Genomic DNA, 18,519 nt, shown 5'->3' with positions numbered 1-18,519 from the left:
GAAAACCGTAGTCGTTATCACCTAAGGAGGATCATGTCTCTCACCGTGCCACCCACCCTGCTGGAAGCCGCCGAAGCGGGTCCGGTCGACGACCGGGAATTCATCGCCTGCGTACGGGACTCCCTGCCGTACGCCTGGCAGACCGTCAGCCGGGTCGTCGCCGATCTGGAGTCGTCCGGATCGGACCAGGCCGACAACTCCGTGCCCCCGCCCGGCGAGGCGGAGCGGGGCCAACTGCTGCGTGCGCTGGCCAGCGACGCCATCCGGTCCAGCCTGGAGCGCCACTTCGGGGTGAAGCTGGCGTTCCAGAACTGCCACCGGGTGGCCGCGTTCCGCCCCTCGGCAGTTGACGGCACGCCCTACCGCCGGTTCGTCTCCACCCGTGGGCAACTCCTGAACCAGTCCCCCGAGTTGCGGAACTGCTGACCCACCTCTGATCCGGCGAGCGGGCCGCGGCGCGGTCACGCACCTCGGCCCGCTCGCCGGACCGCACGCCACACCGGGCAGCCGGAAAGACCCGACGTCGGTCAGCTGGCGCAGGCCGCGCAGGTGCCGAAGATCTCGAAGGTGTGCCCGACCTCGGTGAAGCCGTGTTCGGCGGCGACCTGGTCGGCCCACCGCTCGACAGCCGGCCCGGCCACCTCGACAGTGCTGCCGCACTGCCGGCAGACCAGGTGGTGATGGTGCCGGCTCTGGCTGCACCGGCGGAACAACTGCTCGCCGCCGGGCAGCCGGGTGGAGTCGATCTCGTGGGTGTCGACGAGCAGTTGCAGGGTGCGGTAGACCGTGGTCAACCCGACCCGGGCCTTGCGGGCCAGCAGCATCTGGTGCAGTTGCTGCGCGGTGTGGAAACCGTCGACCTCGCGCAGCAACGCCAGCACCTCGCCGCGCTGGCGGGTGTTCCGGGTCACGTTCGGCATCGCCTGGGTCACCGTACCGCCGTCTCCGCTCGTCGCTCCGGCCGCCGACCGGCGACCGTCGCTGCTCCGCGCCCCCGTCGGTCCGCGCGGAGGCCGTGACCATTATGCGATGCGCATATGAGCACGCCATGCCCCCGAGCGGCACGGTATCGCGGACCACCCGGGCGAACCAGGATGTGTAATATCCTGGTTGTGCGGATGAGCGAGCAGGTCGAGTGGGGGCTGCACTGCTGCGTCACCCTGGCCTGGATCGGCGGCGACCACCCCATGCCCGCCGTCCGGCTCGCCGAGTGGTTCGCACTGCCCCCGGCGTACCTCACCAAGTGCCTTCAGGCCTTGACCAGGGCCGGCATCCTCCAGTCGGTGCCCGGCGCACGCGGCGGGTTCCGACTCGCCCGCCCACCGGCCGAGGTGACCGTGCTGGACGTGACGGTGGCGATCGACGGGGCCGACAACCCGTTCCGCTGCACCGAGATCCGCCAGCGCGGCACGGGGGTGGACCCCTCCGCGCCGGAGTTCCGCATCCCGTGCGCCATCAGCACCGTGATGCACCGCGCCGACCTGGCCTGGCGGCGTGAGCTGGCCGGTCACACCCTGGCCGACCTGCTCGCCGCCGCCCCCGCGGAGGCGGCCGAACGCGCCCGTCGCCGCTACGCGCTGCTGCGCCGCTGACCACCCCGCCGCCTCCGCCCCGACCGTCGGCCACCACACCACCACACCACCGCGATGCCGCCCGCACACCGGAGACCTCATGTCCCACCTGCGCGCCCACGCCGGCCCGGGGCCGGCCACCCCCACCCCGCCCCGGCGGGGCCTACGGTTCACGCTGATCCTCGCCGCCGGCACCTTCGCCGTCGGCACCGATGCGTTCGTGGTCGCCGGACTGCTCCCCGACCTGGCCGCTGACCTGCGGGTCTCCACCGCCGCCGCCGGGCGGTCGGTGACCGTGTTCGCGATCTCCTACGCGCTCCTCGCCCCGGTGCTGTCCACGCTGACCGCCCGGCTGCCGCGCCGGACGCTGATCGTCGCCGCGCTGCTGGTGCTCGCCGCCGGGAACCTGGTCTCGGCGGCTGCCGGGACGCTGCCGGTGCTGATCGTCGGTCGGATCGCCGCCGCCGCCGGTGCCGCCGCGTACACCCCGAACGCGGGTGCCGCCGGCGCATCCCTGGTGTCGCCGGCACTGCGGGGGCGGGCGCTGGCCGTGGTGATCGGCGGGCTCACCGCCGCCACCGCGCTCGGCGTCCCGCTCGGCGGGCTGACCGGCCGGTGGCTCGGCTGGCGGGCCGCGCTCACCGCGGTGGCCCTGCTGGCGTTGGTCGTCGCGGTGGCCGTCCGGCTGGCCATGCCCGCGCTGCCCGGCGGCCCGGCGGTGCCGCTGCGTGCCCGGTCGGCCGCGCTGCGCCGCCCGGCCGTGCTCGCCGTGCTACCGCTCACCGTGATCGGGATGGCCGCCTGCTACACCGTGTACGCCTTCGCGGTGCCGACCCTCGGCGCGCTCGGCGTCGACGCCTACCAGGTCAACCTGATGCTGCTGCTCTACGGGGTGGGGGCGGTCGCCGGCAACGTCGCCTCCGGCTACGCCACCGACAGGTGGGGCCCGGTGCCGGTGCTGGTGGTCGGCTACGCCACGATGGCCGTCGCGCTGGGCGGGCTCGGCGCGCTCAGCATCGCCGGTCGCGCCCCGACACCACTGGTGGGGCTGCTGGTCGTCGCCTGGGGCGCGGCGAGCTGGTGCCAGACCCCGGCCCAGCAGCACCGGTTGATCGCCGCCGCGCCGCAGCAGGCCCCGCTTGTGGTGTCGCTGAACTCGTCAGCCATCTACCTCGGCATCGGCCTGGGCACCACGGCCGGCGGGGCGGCGCTCGCCACCGGCGTGCCGACCATGTACGCCCTCGGCGCGGTCGGGGCGCTGGTCGCGCTGCTGGTCCTCCAGTTCGGCCGGCACGTCATCCGCCGGACCGGGGCGGCGTCACCGTGATCCGCACCCCGGCCCCGACCGAGGTGCGATAGCGCCCGCCGCCGACCGAGGCGGGATCCGCGCCCGGCCCCGGCCGATGGTGGATCGTCAGCGGCGCAGGCCCATCCCGGCGTAGCCGTGGGAGATCCGTTCCCGCGGCTCCCCGTCGGGCCGCCAGTCGGCCACCCGGACCAGGCCCGGATCGACCAGGTCGTAGCCGTCGAGGAAACGCAGCACGTCAGCGTGCGGGCGGGGCACCAGCGGTGCGCTGCTGCGCTGGTAGACCGCCTGCCCCTGCTGGACGGGCAGCGGCGGGGCACCGTCCAGGGTGAGGTGGGAGACGACCAGCGGGCTGCCCGGGACGGTCGCCTGCCGCAGCCGGGCGACCGCGTCCCACGGCTGCTCGGCGTCGGTGAGGAAGTGCAGCACCGCCACCAGCAGCACGGCGACCGGGCGGTCGAAGTCGATCACCGCCCGGACGTCGGGGTGGGTCAGCAGTTCGTCCGGGCGGCGCAGGTCGCCCCGGACCACGCGGATCCGCCTGTCGACCGGCAGCAGCCGCCGGGCGTACGCGACGGCGACCTCGTCGTAGTCGACGTAGACCACTGTCGAGTCGGGGGCGACCTGGCGGACCACCTCGTGCACGTTGCCCTGGGTGGGCAGCCCGGCACCGATGTCGAGGAACTGGCGTACGCCGAGCTCGGCGGCGTGCCGGACGGCCCGGCGCAGGAAGTGCCGGTTGGCCTGGGCGGCGATCCCGGTGTCCGGGAAGATCCGCAGGATCTGCTCGGCGGCGGCCCGGTCGACGGCGAAGTTGTGGCACCCGCCGAGGTAGTAGTCGTACATCCGGGCCACGTTCGGCCTCTGCTCGGCGTCGGTCGGCGCGGTCACCGGCCCTCCCCTGCGCTCGCGGTCCCCGGACGACCCGCCGCCGCACGGCGGGCGTGCCCTGATGTCTAGCACCTGGGGCGACGAGATGTTGACCCGCCGTGTCGGCGAAGCGGCTGCGCACCACCATCACCTGCAGGTATGACGGTGACACGAGCGTCGTCGAGGAGGCATCCGATGAACCCTGCCCGGGAGACCGTGGAGGTGGACCCGACCCTGTTCCGGGCCGTGTACGACTCACCCGCCTCGCTGCCGGGGCGGCACCGCTGGACCACCCCGGAGCACGACGTACGCCGGCTGGAGAAGCTGCTCGGGATGCCGGCGCAGAGCATCGGCGCACCGCTGTGGGTGAGCGGCGACGAACCGGACTGCCCCAAGTGCGGACGCCGGACCACCTGGCTGGACATCGTCGCCTCGGCCCTCAAGGGTGTGCACGACCCGACGATGATCGCCACGGTGATCCTCGGTGACCGCCGGTACGTCAACACCGAGGTCCCGGAGGCTATCGCCGGGGTGCACTGCCTCGACTGCCACACCCCGGTCACCGGGCTGCGCAGTTTCAAGTGCCACAACTGGGCGTACGCCTTCGAGGAGCTGGCCGCGGTGCGGGAGCGGATGCGGGGCGGGTCAGGCCCGGTGGGCGGGTCGCCGGCCGGGCGGTGACGGCGGCTCCGGCCCCGGGTCGGGCAGCTGCGGCATCGGCCGGGTGACCGCCTCCCCACCGGTGACGGTCACCGGCTCTCCGGCGTGCCGCAGCTCGACCGCCGTCGCCGGGTCGGCGTCGGGCAGCTCGTAGCGGGCCCCGTCCCGGGTCAGGGTGACCCGCAACCGCTGCCCGCGCCAGCGCAGATGGAATGCCAACCGGTGGATCGGGGCCGGCAGCCGGGGGTCGAACGACAGCTCCCCGGTGTCGTCGCGCAGCCCGCCGAAGCCCTCCACCACCGCCGTCCACGCCCCGGCCAACGCGGCCAGGTGCAGCCCGTCGCTGGTCTTGTCACCGAGGTCGGCGAGATCGTGCAGCGCGGCCTCGGCGAACAGGTCGTACGCCAGGTCCAGGTGGCCCAGCTCGGCGGCGAGCACCGCCTGCGAGCCGGCCGACAGCGACGAGTCGCGGACGGTACGGGCCTGGTAGTAGGCGAAGTTGCGGGCCTTGGCCTCGGCGGTGAACTCCCCCGGGCAGCGCTGCATCGCCAGCACCAGGTCGGCCTGCTTGACCACCTGCCGCCGGTACAGCTCCAGGTAGGGGTAGTGCAGCAGCAGCGGGTAGTCGTCGTCGGTCATCGCCGCGAAGTCCCACTCGGGCTGCTCGGTGAAGCCGGCCGCCTGCTGGTGCACCCCGCGCTTGCTGTCGTAGGGCAGGTGCACGGCGTCGGCGGCGGCCCGCCAGCGGGCGACCTCCCCGGCGTCGACACCGAGCGCGGCGGCCCGCTCCGGGTGCCGTCCGGCGGCGTCGGCGGCACCCCGCAGGTTGCGCCGCACCATCAGGTTGGTGAAGACGTTGTCGTCGACGAGCGCGGCGTACTCGTCGGGGCCGGTGATCCCGGTGACGTGGAACGCGCCGTCGTCGGACCAGTGACCGTAGCCGGCCCAGAGCCGGGCCGTCTCCACAAGCAGCTCCAGCCCGGTGTCGGCGAGGAACGCCTGGTCGTCGGTGGCCGCGACGTAGCGCAGCACCGCGTCGGCGACGTCGGCGTTGACGTGCAGCGCGGCGGTGCCGGCCGGCCAGTAGCCGGAGCACTCCCGGCCGCCGATGGTGCGCCACGGGAAGGTCGCCCCGGTCAGCCGCAGCTCGGCGGCGCGCTCCCGGGCCTCGGGCAGGTGGGCGTGCCGCCAGCGCAGCGCGCCCCGGGTCACCTCGGGCAGCAGGTACGTCAGCACCGGCAGCACGTAGCTCTCGGTGTCCCACAGCACGTGCCCGTCGTAGCCGTTGCCGGTGAGCCCCTTCGCCGCGATGGTCCGGTCGCCGTCGGCCCGCCCGGCCTGGAGCAGGTGGAACACGGAGAACCGGACGGCCTGCTGGAGCTCGGTGTCACCGTCGATCTCCACGTCGGCGGTGCGCCACCGCTCGTCGAGCACGGTCCGCTGGTCGGCAAGCAGCGCGTCGAAGCCGTGCCGCCGGGCGTCGTCGGCCTCGACGGTGACCAGGTCGGCCAGCTCGTCGGGGGTGCCGCCGTCGACCGGGCTGCACCCGTACGCGGCGAATTTGGTCAGCCGCAGCCGCCCGCCCGGGGCGAGCCGGCCCTCGATGGTCATCCGCAGCCGGTCCGGGGTGTGGTCGTCGCTGTCGACGAAGCCCGCTGGCAGTTCCGTCTCGTGGGTCACCGCGACGGCGACGCGCTGGGCGCTGCGGTCGGTGCGGTGCACCAGCACGCCCCGGTGACCGTCCGGACGGTGCAGTTCGGCGTCGAGCGGATCGTGCACGATCGAGGCGGCCCGGGGGTCGTCGCCGCGTTCCGGCACCCGCTCGTTGGCCAGCACGTCCGAGCAGAGCCTGATCTCGACAGGCCGGTCGTCAAGCGACTCGACCTGGTAGCGGACGGCGGCGACGGCATGCCGGGGCAGCGAGACCAAGCGGGTGCTGCGGACCCGGACCCCGTGCCCGCCCGGCGAGATCCACTCGGTGTGCCGTTCCACCACACCGGCGCGCAGGTCGAGGGTCCGTTCATGGCTGCGGACGGTCCCGGTGCGCAGGTCCAGCGGCTCGCCGGCCACCCAGAGCCGGATCAGGGCGGCGTTGGGCGCGCTGATCACGCTGTCGCTCTCCTGCGGGAAGGCGTACCCGTCCTCCGGGTAGCTCTGTTCCCGCCGCTCGTGGAGACCGTTGAGGTAGCTGCCCGGCATGCCGTAGGGCTGGCCCTCGTCGAGGGTGCCCCGCCAGCCCACCCAGCCGTTGCCGAGGGCGAAGACCGACTCGGTCTCGCCGAGTCGCTCCAGGTCGGTGGTGGTACGCCGGATCTGCCAGGTCTCGTCCATCTGCACGGCGGGGAGGTACCCGGCGTCGGTGGGCGGTCAATCGCGGGGGCCGCTGTGAACTCGCTGTGACGAAGGTCAGGGACGGCTCCCGACTTTGGCACGATGTGACCGTTCGGGAGACTTCCTATGCTCTCTCCGATTTCAATAGGGTATGAACCTTTAGTGAGGTGAACTATGGCGCAGAACGGCATGACGGAAATTCCCGATATCAGTGTGGAGTGGTACCGCGACCTGGTCGAGGTGGCCGACGCCGCCCCGGCCCCGGTGCAGTGGTTCGCGGTGCACTTCACCGAGGCGGTGATCCTGCTGCTCGGCCTGCTGCTGGTGGCCGTCGCCGCACCCAGGCTCTTCCGCGCCGAACCGTGGGGCCGGGCCCTCGCCCTGCTCGCGCCGGCCAGCGTCGTCCTGGCGTACGGGTGCAGCGAGGTGCTCAAGTCGCTTGTGGACGAGGAGCGGCCCTGCCGGGGCGCGGTCACCATCCTGGCCGGGCAGTGCCCGCCGACCGGCGACTGGTCGTTCCCGAGCAACCACGCCACCATCGCCGGGGCGCTGGCCACTGCCGTCCTGCTGCTCTCCCCCAGGTGGGGCCTGCTCGCCGCCCCGCTGGCCCTGCTCGCCGCGTTCTCCCGGGTCTTCGTCGGGGTGCACTACCCGCACGACGTCCTCGCCGGTCTGCTCCTCGGCCTGGCGGTGCCGCTGCTTGTCGCCCCGTTGGCGGCCCGCCCGCTCGCGGAGGTGCTACGCCGCCGCTCCGCCACGCCCGCCCCGGACCCGGTCGCCACCGGCCCCCGCCCCCGCTACTGAGCCTCCTCCCCGCTCACGGGCGGCCGAGAGCCCCACGGCAGCCCCGAGGCTGCGGCAGCCGGTGTGGTCAGCCGGGCAGGAGCAGGGCGGCGCAGGTGCCGGCGACCAGGAACGGGCCGAACGGCAGATGGCTGGACCAGCCGACCCGGCGGGACGCCAACAGCGCCACGCTGACCAGCGCCGACAACAGGAAGGTCAGCACCAGGCCGGTCACCAGCAGGCCCCAGCCCTGCCAGCCGAGCAGCGCCCCCACCCCCAGCGCCAGTTTGGCGTCGCCGAGGCCGAAGCCCCGCCGGCCGAGCAGCAGCGTGGTGGTGGCGAAGGCCAGGCCGAGCGCCGCGCCGGCCGCCACCGCGCGCAGCCACGGCCCGGCACCATCCACCCCGGTCAGCGCGGCCACCCCGAGCAGCGCCCAGGTGCCGATGGCGGCGGGCCAGGTGAGCCGGTCCGGTAACCGGTGCACCGCCACGTCCACCAGGACCAGCGGGACCGCCCAGCCGAGCCACCAGGCCAACGCCGCCCGCTCGGCCACCGCCCCGTCGACCAGCACCAGCACCGCCACGGCCACCAGCAACAACGCCTCGACCGCGAACGGGGCCGCGCCGATCCGGCCCCGGCAGGTCGGGCAGCGGGCCGCCGGTCCGAGCGCCGGCAGCGGCCGGTCCAGCCCGACCGGCGCGCCGCAGCCCTCGCACCCGCCCCGGTCCACCACCCCCGGGGGTACGGCGTACCGGGCGACCGCCAACCGGAGCACCGGCACGACCGTCAGCGCCGCCGCCAGCCGCCGAGCAAAGGACACGGAGGGTGACTTCCCGTCGGGGCCCGGGTAACGGTCCGATATCACTCCGGTGTCCGGAGTGGAGACCAGGCCGGCCCTTACCCCCTCGGAGTCTTCCGGGGCGTCGGCGGCAGCAGCCGGGGAACGGATCGGGCGAGGCCGATCGACCCGCCCCATATCCCCCGGTGGCGCGGGCGGTTCGACAATCATGCCGGTCCGGTCGGCGGGCACCGGCCCATGATCGGCCGACCCCGGTGGCACCGGCCGGCCCCCCTGGACATCGCCCACCTTCGGTCACTCCTGCCCATCACTGAGAGTGCGCGGTTGAATTGCCTCTGTTGCATCGGCGCACGTCAGCCTATGCTCGCCCCTTGGGTGGGGCGCAACTCCGAGCAGCCGCGTGACAGCCCACACCGGACAGCACACTCCACAGTTGGCAAAAGATCCGCACAGGTAAATGCAGCAGCACCCCGGAAATGTCCGATCGACATCATCCCGGCGTACCGCCGCATGCCCGGAGGCCGCCACGATCGCCGCCGCCGGGTGGTACCGAGGAGGGGCACGGCAATGCGTACAGGGCATTCCCGCCGCTGGACCACCTGCCTGGTCATCGCCGCGGTGGCCGGCTCCGCCGCCGGTTGCGGCGACGCACCGGAGACGACCACCGCACCCGCACCCCGGCCGGCGAGCGACACCCGCCGGCCCACCGAGGCGGAACGGGACGCCGAGCGGGCCGCGCTGGCGGCGTACGCCGGCTATCTGGAGGCCTCCCGCGAGGCGAGCCGGGACAGCGACCCCCGCCACCCCAAGTTGACCCGGTTCCTGGCCGACCCGCTGCTCACCCGGGTCCGGGTCGCCATCGACGACACCCGACGGCACGGCGCGGTACGCACCGGGACGCTCAGGTCCGAACCCACCGTCACCTCCGTCAGCCTCGACGGTGAACCGCCGACCGTGGAGATCCAGGACTGCCTGGACGCCACCGGCTACCGGCTGGTCTACGTCAAGGACAAACGGGTGGTGCCCGGCTCCGGCGGCACCCGTCACCTGGCGACCGCCACCGCCACCCGCTACCCGGACGGCCGGTGGCTGATCAGCTCCGGCGCGGCACACGAGGACCAGCCATGTTGACCTGGAGAAATGGGCACGCCCCCACCCGCCGGGTGCTCGCCGGGCTGCTGCTTGCGGTGCTGGTCGCCGGGGTCGCGCCGCAGGCACCGGTGCAGGCCGCCGGCCCGGGGGTGGAGTGCCCGCCGGGGCAGAACGACTGCAGCATCTGGGACGACGACCCGGGCACCCCCGGGGACCCGGGCGGCGGCGACGGTCCGGGTAGCCCGAACAGCCCCGGCGCCACCCCGAAGTGCCAGTGGAACGGCAAGCCGCTGCCCTGCTACAACGAGTTCCTCGGCTGGTTCGACAACGCCAGCGGCTGCTACTACAAGGTCGCCGAACCCCAGCCCGAGGCCTCCGACGGCCAGGTGTGGTACGTCCGCACCTGCAACGGCGGTGACCTGGGCGACCAGTCGACGGTGCTGCTCGCCGGGCCGCCGCCCGGGTTCGGCACCCCGCCCGACCCGGAGGAGCTGGCCCGCCGGGCGCTCGCCTCGATCAGCCTGCTGCCGCCCCGGGCCTCGGTGGCCCCCCGGCGCAGCATGGGCCCCGGTCTGGTCGGCCTGCCGGTCTGGATGTGGGCCAGCACCGGCCGGAACTACTTCGGCCCGCTCCACGCCTCGGCCAGCGACCGCGGCCTGACCGTGGAGATCACCGCCGAGGTCGAGCGGATCGTATGGACCATGGGCAACGGCAAGAAGATCACCTGCACCGGCCCCGGCACACCGTACAAGGCGAACGGCCCGAACGCCGGCAAGAAGTCGCCGACCTGCGGTTACGACGGCTACCCCACGGTCGGCAACTACCGGGTCAGCGCCACCACCTTCTGGAACGTGCACTGGGCCGGCGGTGGCCGTAGCGGCGACATCGCGCAGACCCGCACCAGCGGCGTCATCGACATCCAGATCAAGGAGCTCCAGGTGGTGACCCGATGACCAACGCGCCGGTCTTGCGAGCCCCGCAGTCGCGAACGGAGATCTTCCCAGTGAGCGCGAGGAGTGAGCCGATCTTGCGAGCCCCGCAGTCGCGAACGGAGATTGTCCAGTGAGTCTGGCCACCCGCAATGGACTTCCGGTGGACGCGCCGGTCACCCCGCCCAAGGTGGTCCGGCAGCGCCGTACCCGGCCCGGTCTGCTCGGCCTCGCCGTACTGCTTATCGCGTTGGGTGGCCTCGGCGCGGCCTTCGCGGTCACCTCGGTCCGGGCCACCGGCAGCTACCTGGCGGTCGCCCGTGAGGTCGAGGTGGGTCGCATCCTGACGGCCGACGACCTGGTCAGCGTGCAGGTCTCCGGGGGCGCGGGGCTGTCCCCGGTGCCGGCGAAGAAGCGGGACGAGGTGGTGGGCAAGCGGGCCGCCGTGTCGCTGGTCCCCGGTTCGCTGCTCACCATGGCGCAGCTCACCGACGCCCCGCTCCTCGGCCAGGGGCAGCAACAGATCGCGCTCGGCCTGGAGCCGAGCAAGGTGCCGGCCCGCAAGCTGCACCCCGGTGACAAGGTGCTGCTGGTCAGCACCCCGGACGAGGACGCCGACAACCAGCCGTCGACCACCCGGTTCACCGCCACCGTGATCGACGCGGTCACCCCGGAGAACGACGACGTGGTGGTCTACCTGGCGCTCGCCGTCCGGGACGTCCCGGCGGTGGTGGTGCTGGCCGCACAGGACCGGATCGCCCTCGTGCTGACCGAGGCGGCCTGACCGTGGCCATCATCGCGCTGGTCTCGGCGAAGGGCTCGCCCGGCGTCACCACCACGGCGCTGGCCTGCACCCTGAGCTGGCACCGGCGGCTGGTGCTCGCCGAGTGCGACCCGGCCGGCGGCTCGGTCCTCGCCGGCTACCTGGGCGGTGCGCTCGACGGGCCGCGCGGAATCGGTGAGCTGGCCGTGGGTGAGCTGCGCGACGGCAGCCTGGAGTCGACGTTCTGGTCCCAGCTGGTCGACCTGGACGCGCCGAGGCGGGAGCGGCTGCTGCTGCCCGGCGTGGTGGACCCGGCCCAGGCCGGCAGCGTCGCCCCGCTGTGGCAGCGGTTCGCCGACTTCTTCGGCGCGCTGGAGAAGGGCCGCCCCGGCTACGACGTGGTCGTCGACTGTGGACGGCTTCAGGTCTTCGGGCCGCCGTGGCCGCTGCTGCGCGCCGCCGACGTGGTGCTGCTGGTGACCCGGGCACAGCTGCCCGACCTCTCCGCCACCAGGTCGACGATCCGGGCGATCGAGCGGGACTTCACCGACCACCGGGTGCCCCCGGGCACGCTGCGACTGGTGGTCGTCGGCGACGGCCACGGCAAGGGCGAGATCAGCAAGGCGTTGGGCGTACCGGTGATCGCCCGGTTGCCGGACGACCGGCGTACCGCGCAGGTGCTCAGCTTCGGTGGCACGGTCCGCGCCGGACGGCCGCTGCTGCGCGCGGCGGCGGCGTTGGAGGCCCCGGTCCGGGAGTTGCTGGAGCAGCGGCGGGCCCGGTTGGCCTGGCCGGCCCCGGCCCAGGGGGTGCCGGATGCGGTTTGAGCCGGTCGCCCACGACCCGCGCACCCCGCCGCCGGGGGCCACCTCGACGATGCCGCCCCTGCCACCGGTGAACGGCCGGCACCACGCCGCCGCGCCGCCGCCGGCCGCCGCCCCACCCGCGCCCACCCCGCCGCCTCGACCGAAGGTGGACTTCGCGCTGGTCCGCGAGCTGCGCCGGGAGCTGAGCGAACGGCTCACCCAGTGGCAGCGCGGCCGGGAGTTCGACGCCGACGCCGAAGAGGTCGAGCGGGCCCGGCTCGCCGTCGCCGTGGTCTCCGGCTACGCCGACGCGGTACGCCGGGCCGGCACCCCGCTCAGCGCCGACGAGGAACGGACCCTGCTCGACCAGGTGACAGCCGAACTGGTCGGGCTGGGTCGACTCCAGACCCTGCTGGTCGACGACACCATCGAGGAGGTGCACATCCTCGGCTGCGACCAGGTGCGCATCACCCGGCACGGCGGTGGCGTCGACTGGGGTGAGCCGATCGCCGACAGCGACGACGAGCTGGTGGAGATCCTCCAGGCGGCGGCCCGGCGGGCCGGGGCCACCGAGCGGTCGCTGTCCACCTCCAAGCCGACGCTCGACCTGCAACTGCCCGACGGCAGCCGGTTGGCGGCGGTGTTCCTGGTCAGCCACCGCCCGTACGCGGTGATCCGTAAGCACAACACGCTGGACGTCAGCCTCGACGACCTGGCCGGCAGCCGCCCCGACCTGGACGAGATGATCGATCCGCTGCTGCGCGACTTCCTCCGGGCGTCCATGCGGGCCGGGTTGAACATCATGGTCGCCGGGCTGGCCGGGGCCGGGAAGACCACTGTCATCCGGGCGCTGATGGACGAGATCCCGCCCGACGAGCCGTACGTGCTGCTGGAGGAGAGCCGCGAGCTGCTGCCGGCCCGGCGTGGCGACAAGCACCGGGCGGTGATGAGCTTCGAGTCCCGCGAAGGGCACGGCGAACGCGGCCCGGACGGTCGACCGGCAGGTGAGGTGAGCATCGCCGACCTGATCCCGGTGTCGCTGCGGATGGGCGTGCTGCGGATCATCGTCGGCGAGGTCCGGTCCCGGGAGATCGTGCCGATGCTCCAGGCGATGACCACGAGTCGCGGGTCGATGTGCACCATCCACGCCCGTACCCCGGCCGGGGTGAGTGAGCGGATCATCGAGCTGGCGCTGGCCCACGGCCGGGAGATGACGGTCGACCAGGCCCGCCGGATGGCCGGCAACGCCCTCGACCTGATCGTCTACGTCACCGTCGAGGACGAGACCGCGATCGGCGGGCGCAAACACCGGTTCGTCTCCCACGTGGAGGAGGTGATCGGGGTGGGCGACGCCAACCGGATCACCACCACCACCGTCTTCGGGCCCGGCCCGGACGGCCGGGCTATCCCCCGCCACCTGCCGGAACGGGTCCGTGGCCAACTGCTGCGGGTCGGCTACGACGCCCGGCTGCTGTCCCGGTTCATCGAGGCCGGCGCGGGCGCGTGGCGTCGTCCCCGGCACAGTCGCCTCGCCCCGGTGGTGCGCCGATGAGCACCATCGAACTGCTCGCGGTGGTCTCCGGCGCGGCCTTCGTCGGTGGTCTGGTGCTGGCCGTGGTGGCGCTCTTCGGCACCACCAGGCCCACCCGACCGGCCCGCAGCTCCGGCACCGGGCTGCGTCGGCTCTGGCTCGGTTCGGGGACGAACCGCCAGGACCAGCGCGCCCACCAGCTGACGCTGGGCGCGGCGGTGGTGGCCGGTGCGCTGGCGTTCCTGCTCACCGGGCTGCCGGTGGTGGGTCTGATCGTGGCGGTGGCGGTGCCGGGGGTGCCCTGGCTGTTCGCGGTGGGCCGGGCCGAACAGCGGGCGATCGCCCGGATCGAGGCGGTCGGCGAGTGGACCCGCCGGCTCAAGGACGTCTCCAACACCGGGCAGGGCCTCCAACAGGCGATCGTCGCCACCATCGCCACCGTCCCCGACCAGATCCAGGAGGAGGTACGGCTGCTCGCCGCCCGCCTCCAGGCCGGCTGGACGGCCCGGTCCGCGCTGCTGGCGTTCGCCGACGAGATCGGCGACCCGGTCTGCGACCAGGTGGTCGCCGCGCTGATCCTGCACCTGACCGACCGGGGTGAACGCCTCGGCGACGTGCTCGGTTCGATCGCCTCGGCCGCCTCGGCCGAGGTGGCCACCCGACGCGAGGTGGAGGCCAAACGCACCCAGCCCCGGTTCGCGGTCCGCTTCCTCACCGGGATGACCCTGGCCGTGCTGGCGTACGGGCTGGTCAACACCGAGTACATCAGGCCGTACGGGACGTTCTTCGGTCAGGTGCTGATGGCGATGCTCGGAGCGGCGTTCGTCGCCCTGCTGGTCTGGGTGCGCTCGATGAGCCAGCCCCCGCCGCCGCCCCGGTTCCTACCCAGGCCCGACCCGGCGGAGGTGCTCGCGTGATGCTCAACTGGCAGCTCACCATCGCGGTGCTCGGCGGGGCCGCCATCGGGCTCGGCCTGTTCCTGCTGGTCCGGGAGACGTTGCCGGCCTCCCCGGCGCTCGGCCCCGCGCTGCGCCGGCTGCACCAGCCACCGGGCACCGCCGTCGCCGCCGGCCGGGGGCCGGACTGGCTGGGTGGCTTCTCCCGCTGGCTCAGCCCGCCGCACCGCCAGCTCGCCCTGCTCGACCAGACCCCCGAGCAGTACGCCATGTCGATCCTGCTCTCCGCTCTGGTCGGGTTGGCCACCCCGACGGTGGCGGGGGCGCTGCTCTTCCTGGCCGGGGTGGGCATGCCGGTGGTCGTACCGGTGCTGGGCAGTCTCGGGTTGGCGCTGATCTGCGCGCTGCTGGCACACCGGGCGGTGTTGACCAAGGCGGACGCCGCCCGCGACGAGTTCCGCGCGGCCGTCTGCACCTACCTGGACCTGGTGGCGTTGCAGTTGTCGGCGGCGCACGGCCCGGTGCAGTCGCTGGAACGGGCGGCGGCGGTCTGCGACGGCTGGGTCTTCGCCCGGATCCGCGAGTCGCTGCGGATCGCCCAGATGCAGATGCACTCCCCCTGGGACGAGCTGCAGGAGCTGGCCGAGAAGATCGGCATCCCGGAGCTGGGTGACGTCGGGGCGATCATGCGGTCCTCCGGCAGCGAGGGCGCCCAGGTGCACGAGACGCTGCGCAGCCGCGCCGAGTCGCTCCGCGACCAGATCCGCACCGACAACCTGGCCCGCGCCGAGGGCGTCACCAGCCGGCTGGACATTCCCGGCTCGCTGCTGGTCTTCGTGCTGCTGGCGTTCGTCCTCTATCCGTTCGTCGCCCGCCTCTGAGCAACCCACCCTCCCCAAGGAGTCCCGTCATGCAATTCGTCACCTTCCTCTACGTGGCCACCGTGGCCCGCCTGTCCGAGCTACGCCGGGAGGCGGAACGGGGCGACAGCCCGGTCCCGACCGCCGTGATCATCGCCGGCCTGGTGGTTGCCGCAGCCGCAGTCACCGCCCTGGTCAAGACCAAGGCCGAGGGATGGATCAACAGCATCCCGAGCCAGTGACAGGCGTTCCCCTGGTCGGCTCACGTCGGGACCGGACGGCCCCCACCGCCCGGTCCCGGTGCGCACCCCTGCGCGCGTCCGCGCCCCCACACACGTCCGCAGCCGGGCACGCCGCCCCGGCCGGGCTCCGCGCCGCCGGCCGGGCCGCACACCGCAGGCTCACCGCCGGGGGTACGGACCGGGGGGCCAACCCGGTGGAGCTGGCCGTGGTGATGCCGGCGGTGCTGGTGCTGCTCTTCGGCTCCATCCAGATCGCCGCCTGGTTCGTGGCCCGGTCGACGGCGATGCACGCCGCCCAGAGCGGGGTGAACGCGCAACGGGTCCTCGACGCGCCGGCCGGGGCGGGTGAGGCCCGCGCCAGACACTTCCTGGGTGCCGCCGGGGACTGGCTGGCCGGCGCGAAGACCACCTGCGCCACCACCGCCACCGAGGTGACCTGCACGGTCACCGGGAAGTCCCTGAGCGTCATCCCGGCCGTCCGGTTCGACGTCCGGCAGACCGCCCACGGCACGGTCGAACGGTGGACGAACCCGTGACCGCCCACCCGACCCGGCGCACCTGGCGCGCCGTACTGACCGAACGGGCCGGGCCACTCCCCCGGAGCGACCAGTCCGTCGTCCCCGCCGGACGACCCACCGCCGACCCGCCGACCGGGCTGGCCGCGGGGCGTGCCCGGGGATCGGTGTCGGTGGAGGTGGCGGTGCTGGCCCCGGCGTTCCTCGCGTTGCTGATGCTGGCCGGGGTGGCCGGCCGGGTCGCGGTGGCCGACGAGGCCGTGGAGGCGGCGGCGCACGACGCCGCGCGGGCCGCCTCGATCGCCCGCGACGCCGGTACGGCGGAGAGCGCCGCCCGGTCGGCCGCCCGGCGGCAGCTCGACTGGCGGGGCCTCCACTGCACGAGCGCACCCCGGGTCACGGTCTGGGGGTCGACACGGAACTCCGACCACACGTCGCTGAACACGGCGTTCCGGAGCCCGCTCGGCGAGCCGGTGAGCATCTGGGTCCGGGTGAGCTGCACCGTCTCCTTCGCCGGTATGCGCTTCCCCGGCCTGCCGATGGGTGACAAGCGGGTCGAGGCGACCTTCGCCTCCCCACTGGACCGTTACCGGACCCGGCAGTGACCGCGCGCCCGACCGGCGACGAGGGCCGGATCAGCCTCTTCCTCGCCGTCACCATGCTCGGCGTACTGGCGATCATCGGCGCTGCTTACGACGGCGCGGGTCAGCTGCGTACCCTGCAACGCGCCGACGACCTGGCCGCCGAGGCGGCCCGCAGCGGCGGCCAGGTGATCGACCGGGCCGCCGCGATCGAGGGACGGCCCAAGGTGATCGACGAGCCGGGTGCCCGCGCGGCCGTCACCCAGTACCTGCGGGGCAACTCCGACGTGACCGGCCAGCAGGTCAGCTTCCCGGTGGTCGCCGGCGAGAAGCAGATCCGGGTACGGGTCACCGTCGTCTACCGCCGGCACCTGCTCGGCCTGATCGGCATGGACCGCACCGTCACCGTCTCGGCCGAGGCGACCGCCCGCACCCTCACCGACCGACCATGAGCCCGCTCACCCGACCGGCATCGTCGCCGATCTCGCCGTCCCCGGCAGACGCCGGGCCGCTCGACCGACAGAACGTGGACCCGCTCCCCCGGCGCCCACGCACCGACAGACCGTAGGAAGGAGGGCGTCATGACCGCACCGCGTGGTTCCACCGCCCGGCGTACCGGGCAGTTGCTCACCGGCTTCGGGTCGCTGGTGGTCCTGGTGGCGTTGCTGGGCGGCGCGCCGGTGGCGTTGCTCGCCTTCGCCGGCAACCCGCTACCCGACCACCTGCCCACCCTCGCCGAGGTCGGCACCCTGCTGACCAGCCGCGACGACGGCCAGCTCTTCATCCGGGCGCTGGCAGTCGTCGGCTGGTTCGGCTGGGCGACGTTCGCCTTCTCGGTGCTGGTGGAGGTGGGTGCCCAGGTGACCCGCCGGCAGACGCCCCGGCTGCCCGGGATGGGCCGGCAGCAGCGGGCGGCGGCGGCCCTGCTGGGCTCGGTCGCCCTGATCATCGCGGCCAGTCCGGCAGCCAGCGCGGCGGTGACGCTGGCCCAGCCACTGCCGGCCGCCGCCGGCACCGGCGTGGCCACCACTTCGCACACCTCCCGCAGTGCCCTCGGCGCCGCCCCCAGTGCCGGTCTCGGTGCCAGCTCCGGTGTCGCCCACGGTGCGGCCCCGACCACCGGGCAGCCCACGGCCAAGCCGGTGTACCGGGTGGCCCGGGGCGACTACCTGGGTGAGGTGGCGGAGCGTTACCTGGACGACTTCGACCGCTATCCGGAGGTGGCCCGGCTCAACGACCTGCACGACGCCAACCGGATCCGGCCGGGTCAGCTCATCAGGCTGCCCGCCGAGGCCGACGACGCCGGTGCCCGCCGGCACGCCGCAGGTCACCTCGTCCCGGGTACGCCCCGCAAGCCGTCCCCGCGCCCGCCGGCCACCACGCCGGGTAACCCTGGCGGCCAGGCCGACCCGCAGCAGCCGGGCGCTCCCGGTTCCCCGGGCGGTCCGGGCGGGCCGACCACCCCGGGCAAGCCGGCCCGTCCGGCCACCCCCACCAGCCCCACCGCCCCCGCCAGCCCGAAGCCGACCGGCAAGATCGGGCCGGCCACACCGCAGACCGCCACCCCGCAGACCGCTCAACCACCCGCGCAGCAGCCGGCCGAGCGACCGGTCGGGGTTCCGCCCGCGATGGCCGCCGGTGCCTCCCGGGCCACCCCCGCCGACACGATCAACCGACCGCTGGCCGTGTCGGCGGTGCTGGCGGTGGCGAGCATCGTCGGCGCACAGATCGGCGCGGTGCTCGGCCTGCGCCGCCGCCCCGTCCGGGTGGCCGCCGGCCGCACCTCGGCCGCCCGGATCGCCGCCGCCCGGACGTCCACGCCCCGCACCCCGGGCCGCTCGATGGGAAGCCGCGCCTCCGCCGCCCGAGACCTGGTAACCGGCCGCCACCGCCGCGACTGACCCAACCCGCACCCCTACCCCGCCCCACCCCCCCACCCCGGCCGGGCCCACCCCGACCGGACCGCCCTGGTGATCAAGAAGTT

Annotated in this window: 21 protein-coding genes; 17 read left to right on the top strand and 4 right to left on the bottom strand. The window is 74.0% G+C overall.

Translation table 11 applies throughout. The features are described 5' to 3' along the window. Positions 1–33 precede the first annotated feature (33 nt). Positions 34–426 carry an SCO5389 family protein gene (locus tag AC0AIB_RS22685; protein ID WP_328341303.1) on the top strand — a complete coding sequence of 131 codons (393 nt, stop codon included), beginning with the start codon at positions 34–36 and terminating at the stop codon, positions 424–426. Positions 427–527: 101 nt separating this feature from the next. On the opposite strand, the gene AC0AIB_RS22680 is transcribed toward AC0AIB_RS22685, so the two are convergent. Then, a complete protein-coding gene (locus tag AC0AIB_RS22680; protein WP_328341305.1) occupies positions 528–920 on the bottom strand; it encodes a Fur family transcriptional regulator in 393 nt (130 codons plus the stop codon). 198 nt (positions 921–1,118) lie between these two features. Between AC0AIB_RS22680 and AC0AIB_RS22675 the strand changes: the two genes are divergently transcribed. Both AC0AIB_RS22675 and AC0AIB_RS22670 read left to right on the top strand, forming a co-directional pair. Beyond that, positions 1,119–1,592: an RrF2 family transcriptional regulator gene (locus AC0AIB_RS22675; RefSeq protein WP_465097439.1), complete on the top strand. Its 474-nt coding sequence runs from the start codon at positions 1,119–1,121 to the stop codon at positions 1,590–1,592. A 79-nt stretch (positions 1,593–1,671) separates the two neighbouring features. Further along, entirely contained in the window at positions 1,672–2,898 is a 1,227-nt protein-coding gene (locus tag AC0AIB_RS22670; RefSeq protein WP_465097438.1) for an MFS transporter, read from the top strand. Between the two features lie 87 nt (positions 2,899–2,985). On the opposite strand, the gene AC0AIB_RS22665 is transcribed toward AC0AIB_RS22670, so the two are convergent. Then, positions 2,986–3,768 carry an SAM-dependent methyltransferase gene (locus AC0AIB_RS22665; RefSeq protein WP_328341311.1) on the bottom strand — a complete coding sequence of 261 codons (783 nt, stop codon included), beginning with the start codon at positions 3,766–3,768 and terminating at the stop codon, positions 2,986–2,988. Positions 3,769–3,942: 174 nt separating this feature from the next. Between AC0AIB_RS22665 and AC0AIB_RS22660 the strand changes: the two genes are divergently transcribed. Further along, positions 3,943–4,428 (top strand): hypothetical protein, encoded by a 486-nt coding sequence (locus tag AC0AIB_RS22660; RefSeq protein ID WP_328341313.1) that lies wholly within the window; start codon positions 3,943–3,945, stop codon positions 4,426–4,428. Here the strand turns inward: AC0AIB_RS22660 and AC0AIB_RS22655 are convergent. Further along, on the bottom strand, positions 4,393–6,738 hold the full coding sequence (locus AC0AIB_RS22655; RefSeq protein ID WP_328348970.1) for a glycoside hydrolase family 65 protein: 2,346 nt from the start codon (positions 6,736–6,738) through the stop codon (positions 4,393–4,395). The two genes, AC0AIB_RS22660 and AC0AIB_RS22655, sit on opposite strands and share 36 nt — an antisense overlap. A gap of 189 nt (positions 6,739–6,927) precedes the next feature. On the opposite strand from AC0AIB_RS22655, the gene AC0AIB_RS22650 reads away from it, so the two are divergent. After that, on the top strand, positions 6,928–7,542 hold the full coding sequence (locus AC0AIB_RS22650; RefSeq protein ID WP_328341315.1) for a phosphatase PAP2 family protein: 615 nt from the start codon (positions 6,928–6,930) through the stop codon (positions 7,540–7,542). Between the two features lie 67 nt (positions 7,543–7,609). On the opposite strand, the gene AC0AIB_RS22645 is transcribed toward AC0AIB_RS22650, so the two are convergent. Next, positions 7,610–8,341 (bottom strand): A24 family peptidase, encoded by a 732-nt coding sequence (locus tag AC0AIB_RS22645; RefSeq protein ID WP_328341317.1) that lies wholly within the window; start codon positions 8,339–8,341, stop codon positions 7,610–7,612. A gap of 546 nt (positions 8,342–8,887) precedes the next feature. Between AC0AIB_RS22645 and AC0AIB_RS22640 the strand changes: the two genes are divergently transcribed. From AC0AIB_RS22640 to AC0AIB_RS22585, 12 genes are all read left to right on the top strand, one after another. Continuing rightward, positions 8,888–9,451: a hypothetical protein gene (locus AC0AIB_RS22640; RefSeq protein ID WP_328341319.1), complete on the top strand. Its 564-nt coding sequence runs from the start codon at positions 8,888–8,890 to the stop codon at positions 9,449–9,451. Continuing rightward, positions 9,445–10,365 (top strand): hypothetical protein, encoded by a 921-nt coding sequence (locus tag AC0AIB_RS22635; protein WP_328341321.1) that lies wholly within the window; start codon positions 9,445–9,447, stop codon positions 10,363–10,365. Before AC0AIB_RS22640 ends, AC0AIB_RS22635 begins: the two co-directional genes overlap by 7 nt. A gap of 109 nt (positions 10,366–10,474) precedes the next feature. Further along, complete coding sequence (locus AC0AIB_RS22630) at positions 10,475–11,125, top strand: SAF domain-containing protein (RefSeq protein ID WP_328341323.1); 651 nt, start codon at positions 10,475–10,477, stop codon at positions 11,123–11,125. Between the two features lie 2 nt (positions 11,126–11,127). Further along, positions 11,128–11,931: a ParA family protein gene (locus AC0AIB_RS22625; protein WP_328341327.1), complete on the top strand. Its 804-nt coding sequence runs from the start codon at positions 11,128–11,130 to the stop codon at positions 11,929–11,931. Then, positions 11,921–13,462, top strand: coding sequence for a CpaF family protein (locus AC0AIB_RS22620; RefSeq protein WP_328341329.1), 1,542 nt, complete (start codon positions 11,921–11,923; stop codon positions 13,460–13,462). The genes AC0AIB_RS22625 and AC0AIB_RS22620 overlap by 11 nt, the downstream gene beginning before the upstream one ends. Continuing rightward, entirely contained in the window at positions 13,459–14,358 is a 900-nt protein-coding gene (locus AC0AIB_RS22615) for a type II secretion system F family protein (RefSeq protein ID WP_328341331.1), read from the top strand. Before AC0AIB_RS22620 ends, AC0AIB_RS22615 begins: the two co-directional genes overlap by 4 nt. Beyond that, on the top strand, positions 14,358–15,218 hold the full coding sequence (locus tag AC0AIB_RS22610) for a type II secretion system F family protein (RefSeq protein ID WP_465097451.1): 861 nt from the start codon (positions 14,358–14,360) through the stop codon (positions 15,216–15,218). Before AC0AIB_RS22615 ends, AC0AIB_RS22610 begins: the two co-directional genes overlap by 1 nt. Positions 15,219–15,247: 29 nt before the next feature. Beyond that, entirely contained in the window at positions 15,248–15,439 is a 192-nt protein-coding gene (locus AC0AIB_RS22605; protein WP_328341333.1) for a hypothetical protein, read from the top strand. Then, positions 15,412–15,975 (top strand): TadE family protein, encoded by a 564-nt coding sequence (locus AC0AIB_RS22600; protein WP_442930592.1) that lies wholly within the window; start codon positions 15,412–15,414, stop codon positions 15,973–15,975. Before AC0AIB_RS22605 ends, AC0AIB_RS22600 begins: the two co-directional genes overlap by 28 nt. Before the next feature lie 119 nt (positions 15,976–16,094). After that, the gene (locus AC0AIB_RS22595) at positions 16,095–16,559 is read left to right on the top strand and encodes a TadE/TadG family type IV pilus assembly protein (protein ID WP_328348973.1); all 465 of its coding nucleotides are present in this window, start codon (positions 16,095–16,097) and stop codon (positions 16,557–16,559) included. Between the two features lie 53 nt (positions 16,560–16,612). Beyond that, entirely contained in the window at positions 16,613–16,987 is a 375-nt protein-coding gene (locus AC0AIB_RS22590) for a hypothetical protein (RefSeq protein WP_328348974.1), read from the top strand. A gap of 129 nt (positions 16,988–17,116) precedes the next feature. Continuing rightward, a complete protein-coding gene (locus tag AC0AIB_RS22585; protein ID WP_328341335.1) occupies positions 17,117–18,436 on the top strand; it encodes a LysM peptidoglycan-binding domain-containing protein in 1,320 nt (439 codons plus the stop codon). Positions 18,437–18,519: the final 83 nt, after the last annotated feature.

This window comes from Micromonospora sp. DSM 43699, assembly GCF_055517075.1.
The sequence above is the reverse complement of the archived record's forward strand: the minus strand, read 5'-3'. Positions and strand labels throughout refer to the sequence as shown.

Coding starts and splice junctions, on each gene's coding strand:
- AC0AIB_RS22585 (WP_328341335.1), top strand. CDS start 17,117: ATGACCGCACCGCGTGGTTCCACCGCCCGGCGTACCGGGCAGTTGCTC.
- AC0AIB_RS22685 (WP_328341303.1), top strand. CDS start 34: ATGTCTCTCACCGTGCCACCCACCCTGCTGGAAGCCGCCGAAGCGGGT.
- AC0AIB_RS22655 (WP_328348970.1), bottom strand. CDS start 6,738: ATGGACGAGACCTGGCAGATCCGGCGTACCACCACCGACCTGGAGCGA.
- AC0AIB_RS22675 (WP_465097439.1), top strand. CDS start 1,119: ATGAGCGAGCAGGTCGAGTGGGGGCTGCACTGCTGCGTCACCCTGGCC.
- AC0AIB_RS22615 (WP_328341331.1), top strand. CDS start 13,459: ATGAGCACCATCGAACTGCTCGCGGTGGTCTCCGGCGCGGCCTTCGTC.
- AC0AIB_RS22610 (WP_465097451.1), top strand. CDS start 14,358: ATGCTCAACTGGCAGCTCACCATCGCGGTGCTCGGCGGGGCCGCCATC.
- AC0AIB_RS22600 (WP_442930592.1), top strand. CDS start 15,412: ATGGATCAACAGCATCCCGAGCCAGTGACAGGCGTTCCCCTGGTCGGC.
- AC0AIB_RS22660 (WP_328341313.1), top strand. CDS start 3,943: ATGAACCCTGCCCGGGAGACCGTGGAGGTGGACCCGACCCTGTTCCGG.
- AC0AIB_RS22650 (WP_328341315.1), top strand. CDS start 6,928: ATGACGGAAATTCCCGATATCAGTGTGGAGTGGTACCGCGACCTGGTC.
- AC0AIB_RS22635 (WP_328341321.1), top strand. CDS start 9,445: ATGTTGACCTGGAGAAATGGGCACGCCCCCACCCGCCGGGTGCTCGCC.
- AC0AIB_RS22590 (WP_328348974.1), top strand. CDS start 16,613: ATGCTCGGCGTACTGGCGATCATCGGCGCTGCTTACGACGGCGCGGGT.
- AC0AIB_RS22680 (WP_328341305.1), bottom strand. CDS start 920: ATGCCGAACGTGACCCGGAACACCCGCCAGCGCGGCGAGGTGCTGGCG.
- AC0AIB_RS22620 (WP_328341329.1), top strand. CDS start 11,921: ATGCGGTTTGAGCCGGTCGCCCACGACCCGCGCACCCCGCCGCCGGGG.
- AC0AIB_RS22605 (WP_328341333.1), top strand. CDS start 15,248: ATGCAATTCGTCACCTTCCTCTACGTGGCCACCGTGGCCCGCCTGTCC.
- AC0AIB_RS22640 (WP_328341319.1), top strand. CDS start 8,888: ATGCGTACAGGGCATTCCCGCCGCTGGACCACCTGCCTGGTCATCGCC.
- AC0AIB_RS22670 (WP_465097438.1), top strand. CDS start 1,672: ATGTCCCACCTGCGCGCCCACGCCGGCCCGGGGCCGGCCACCCCCACC.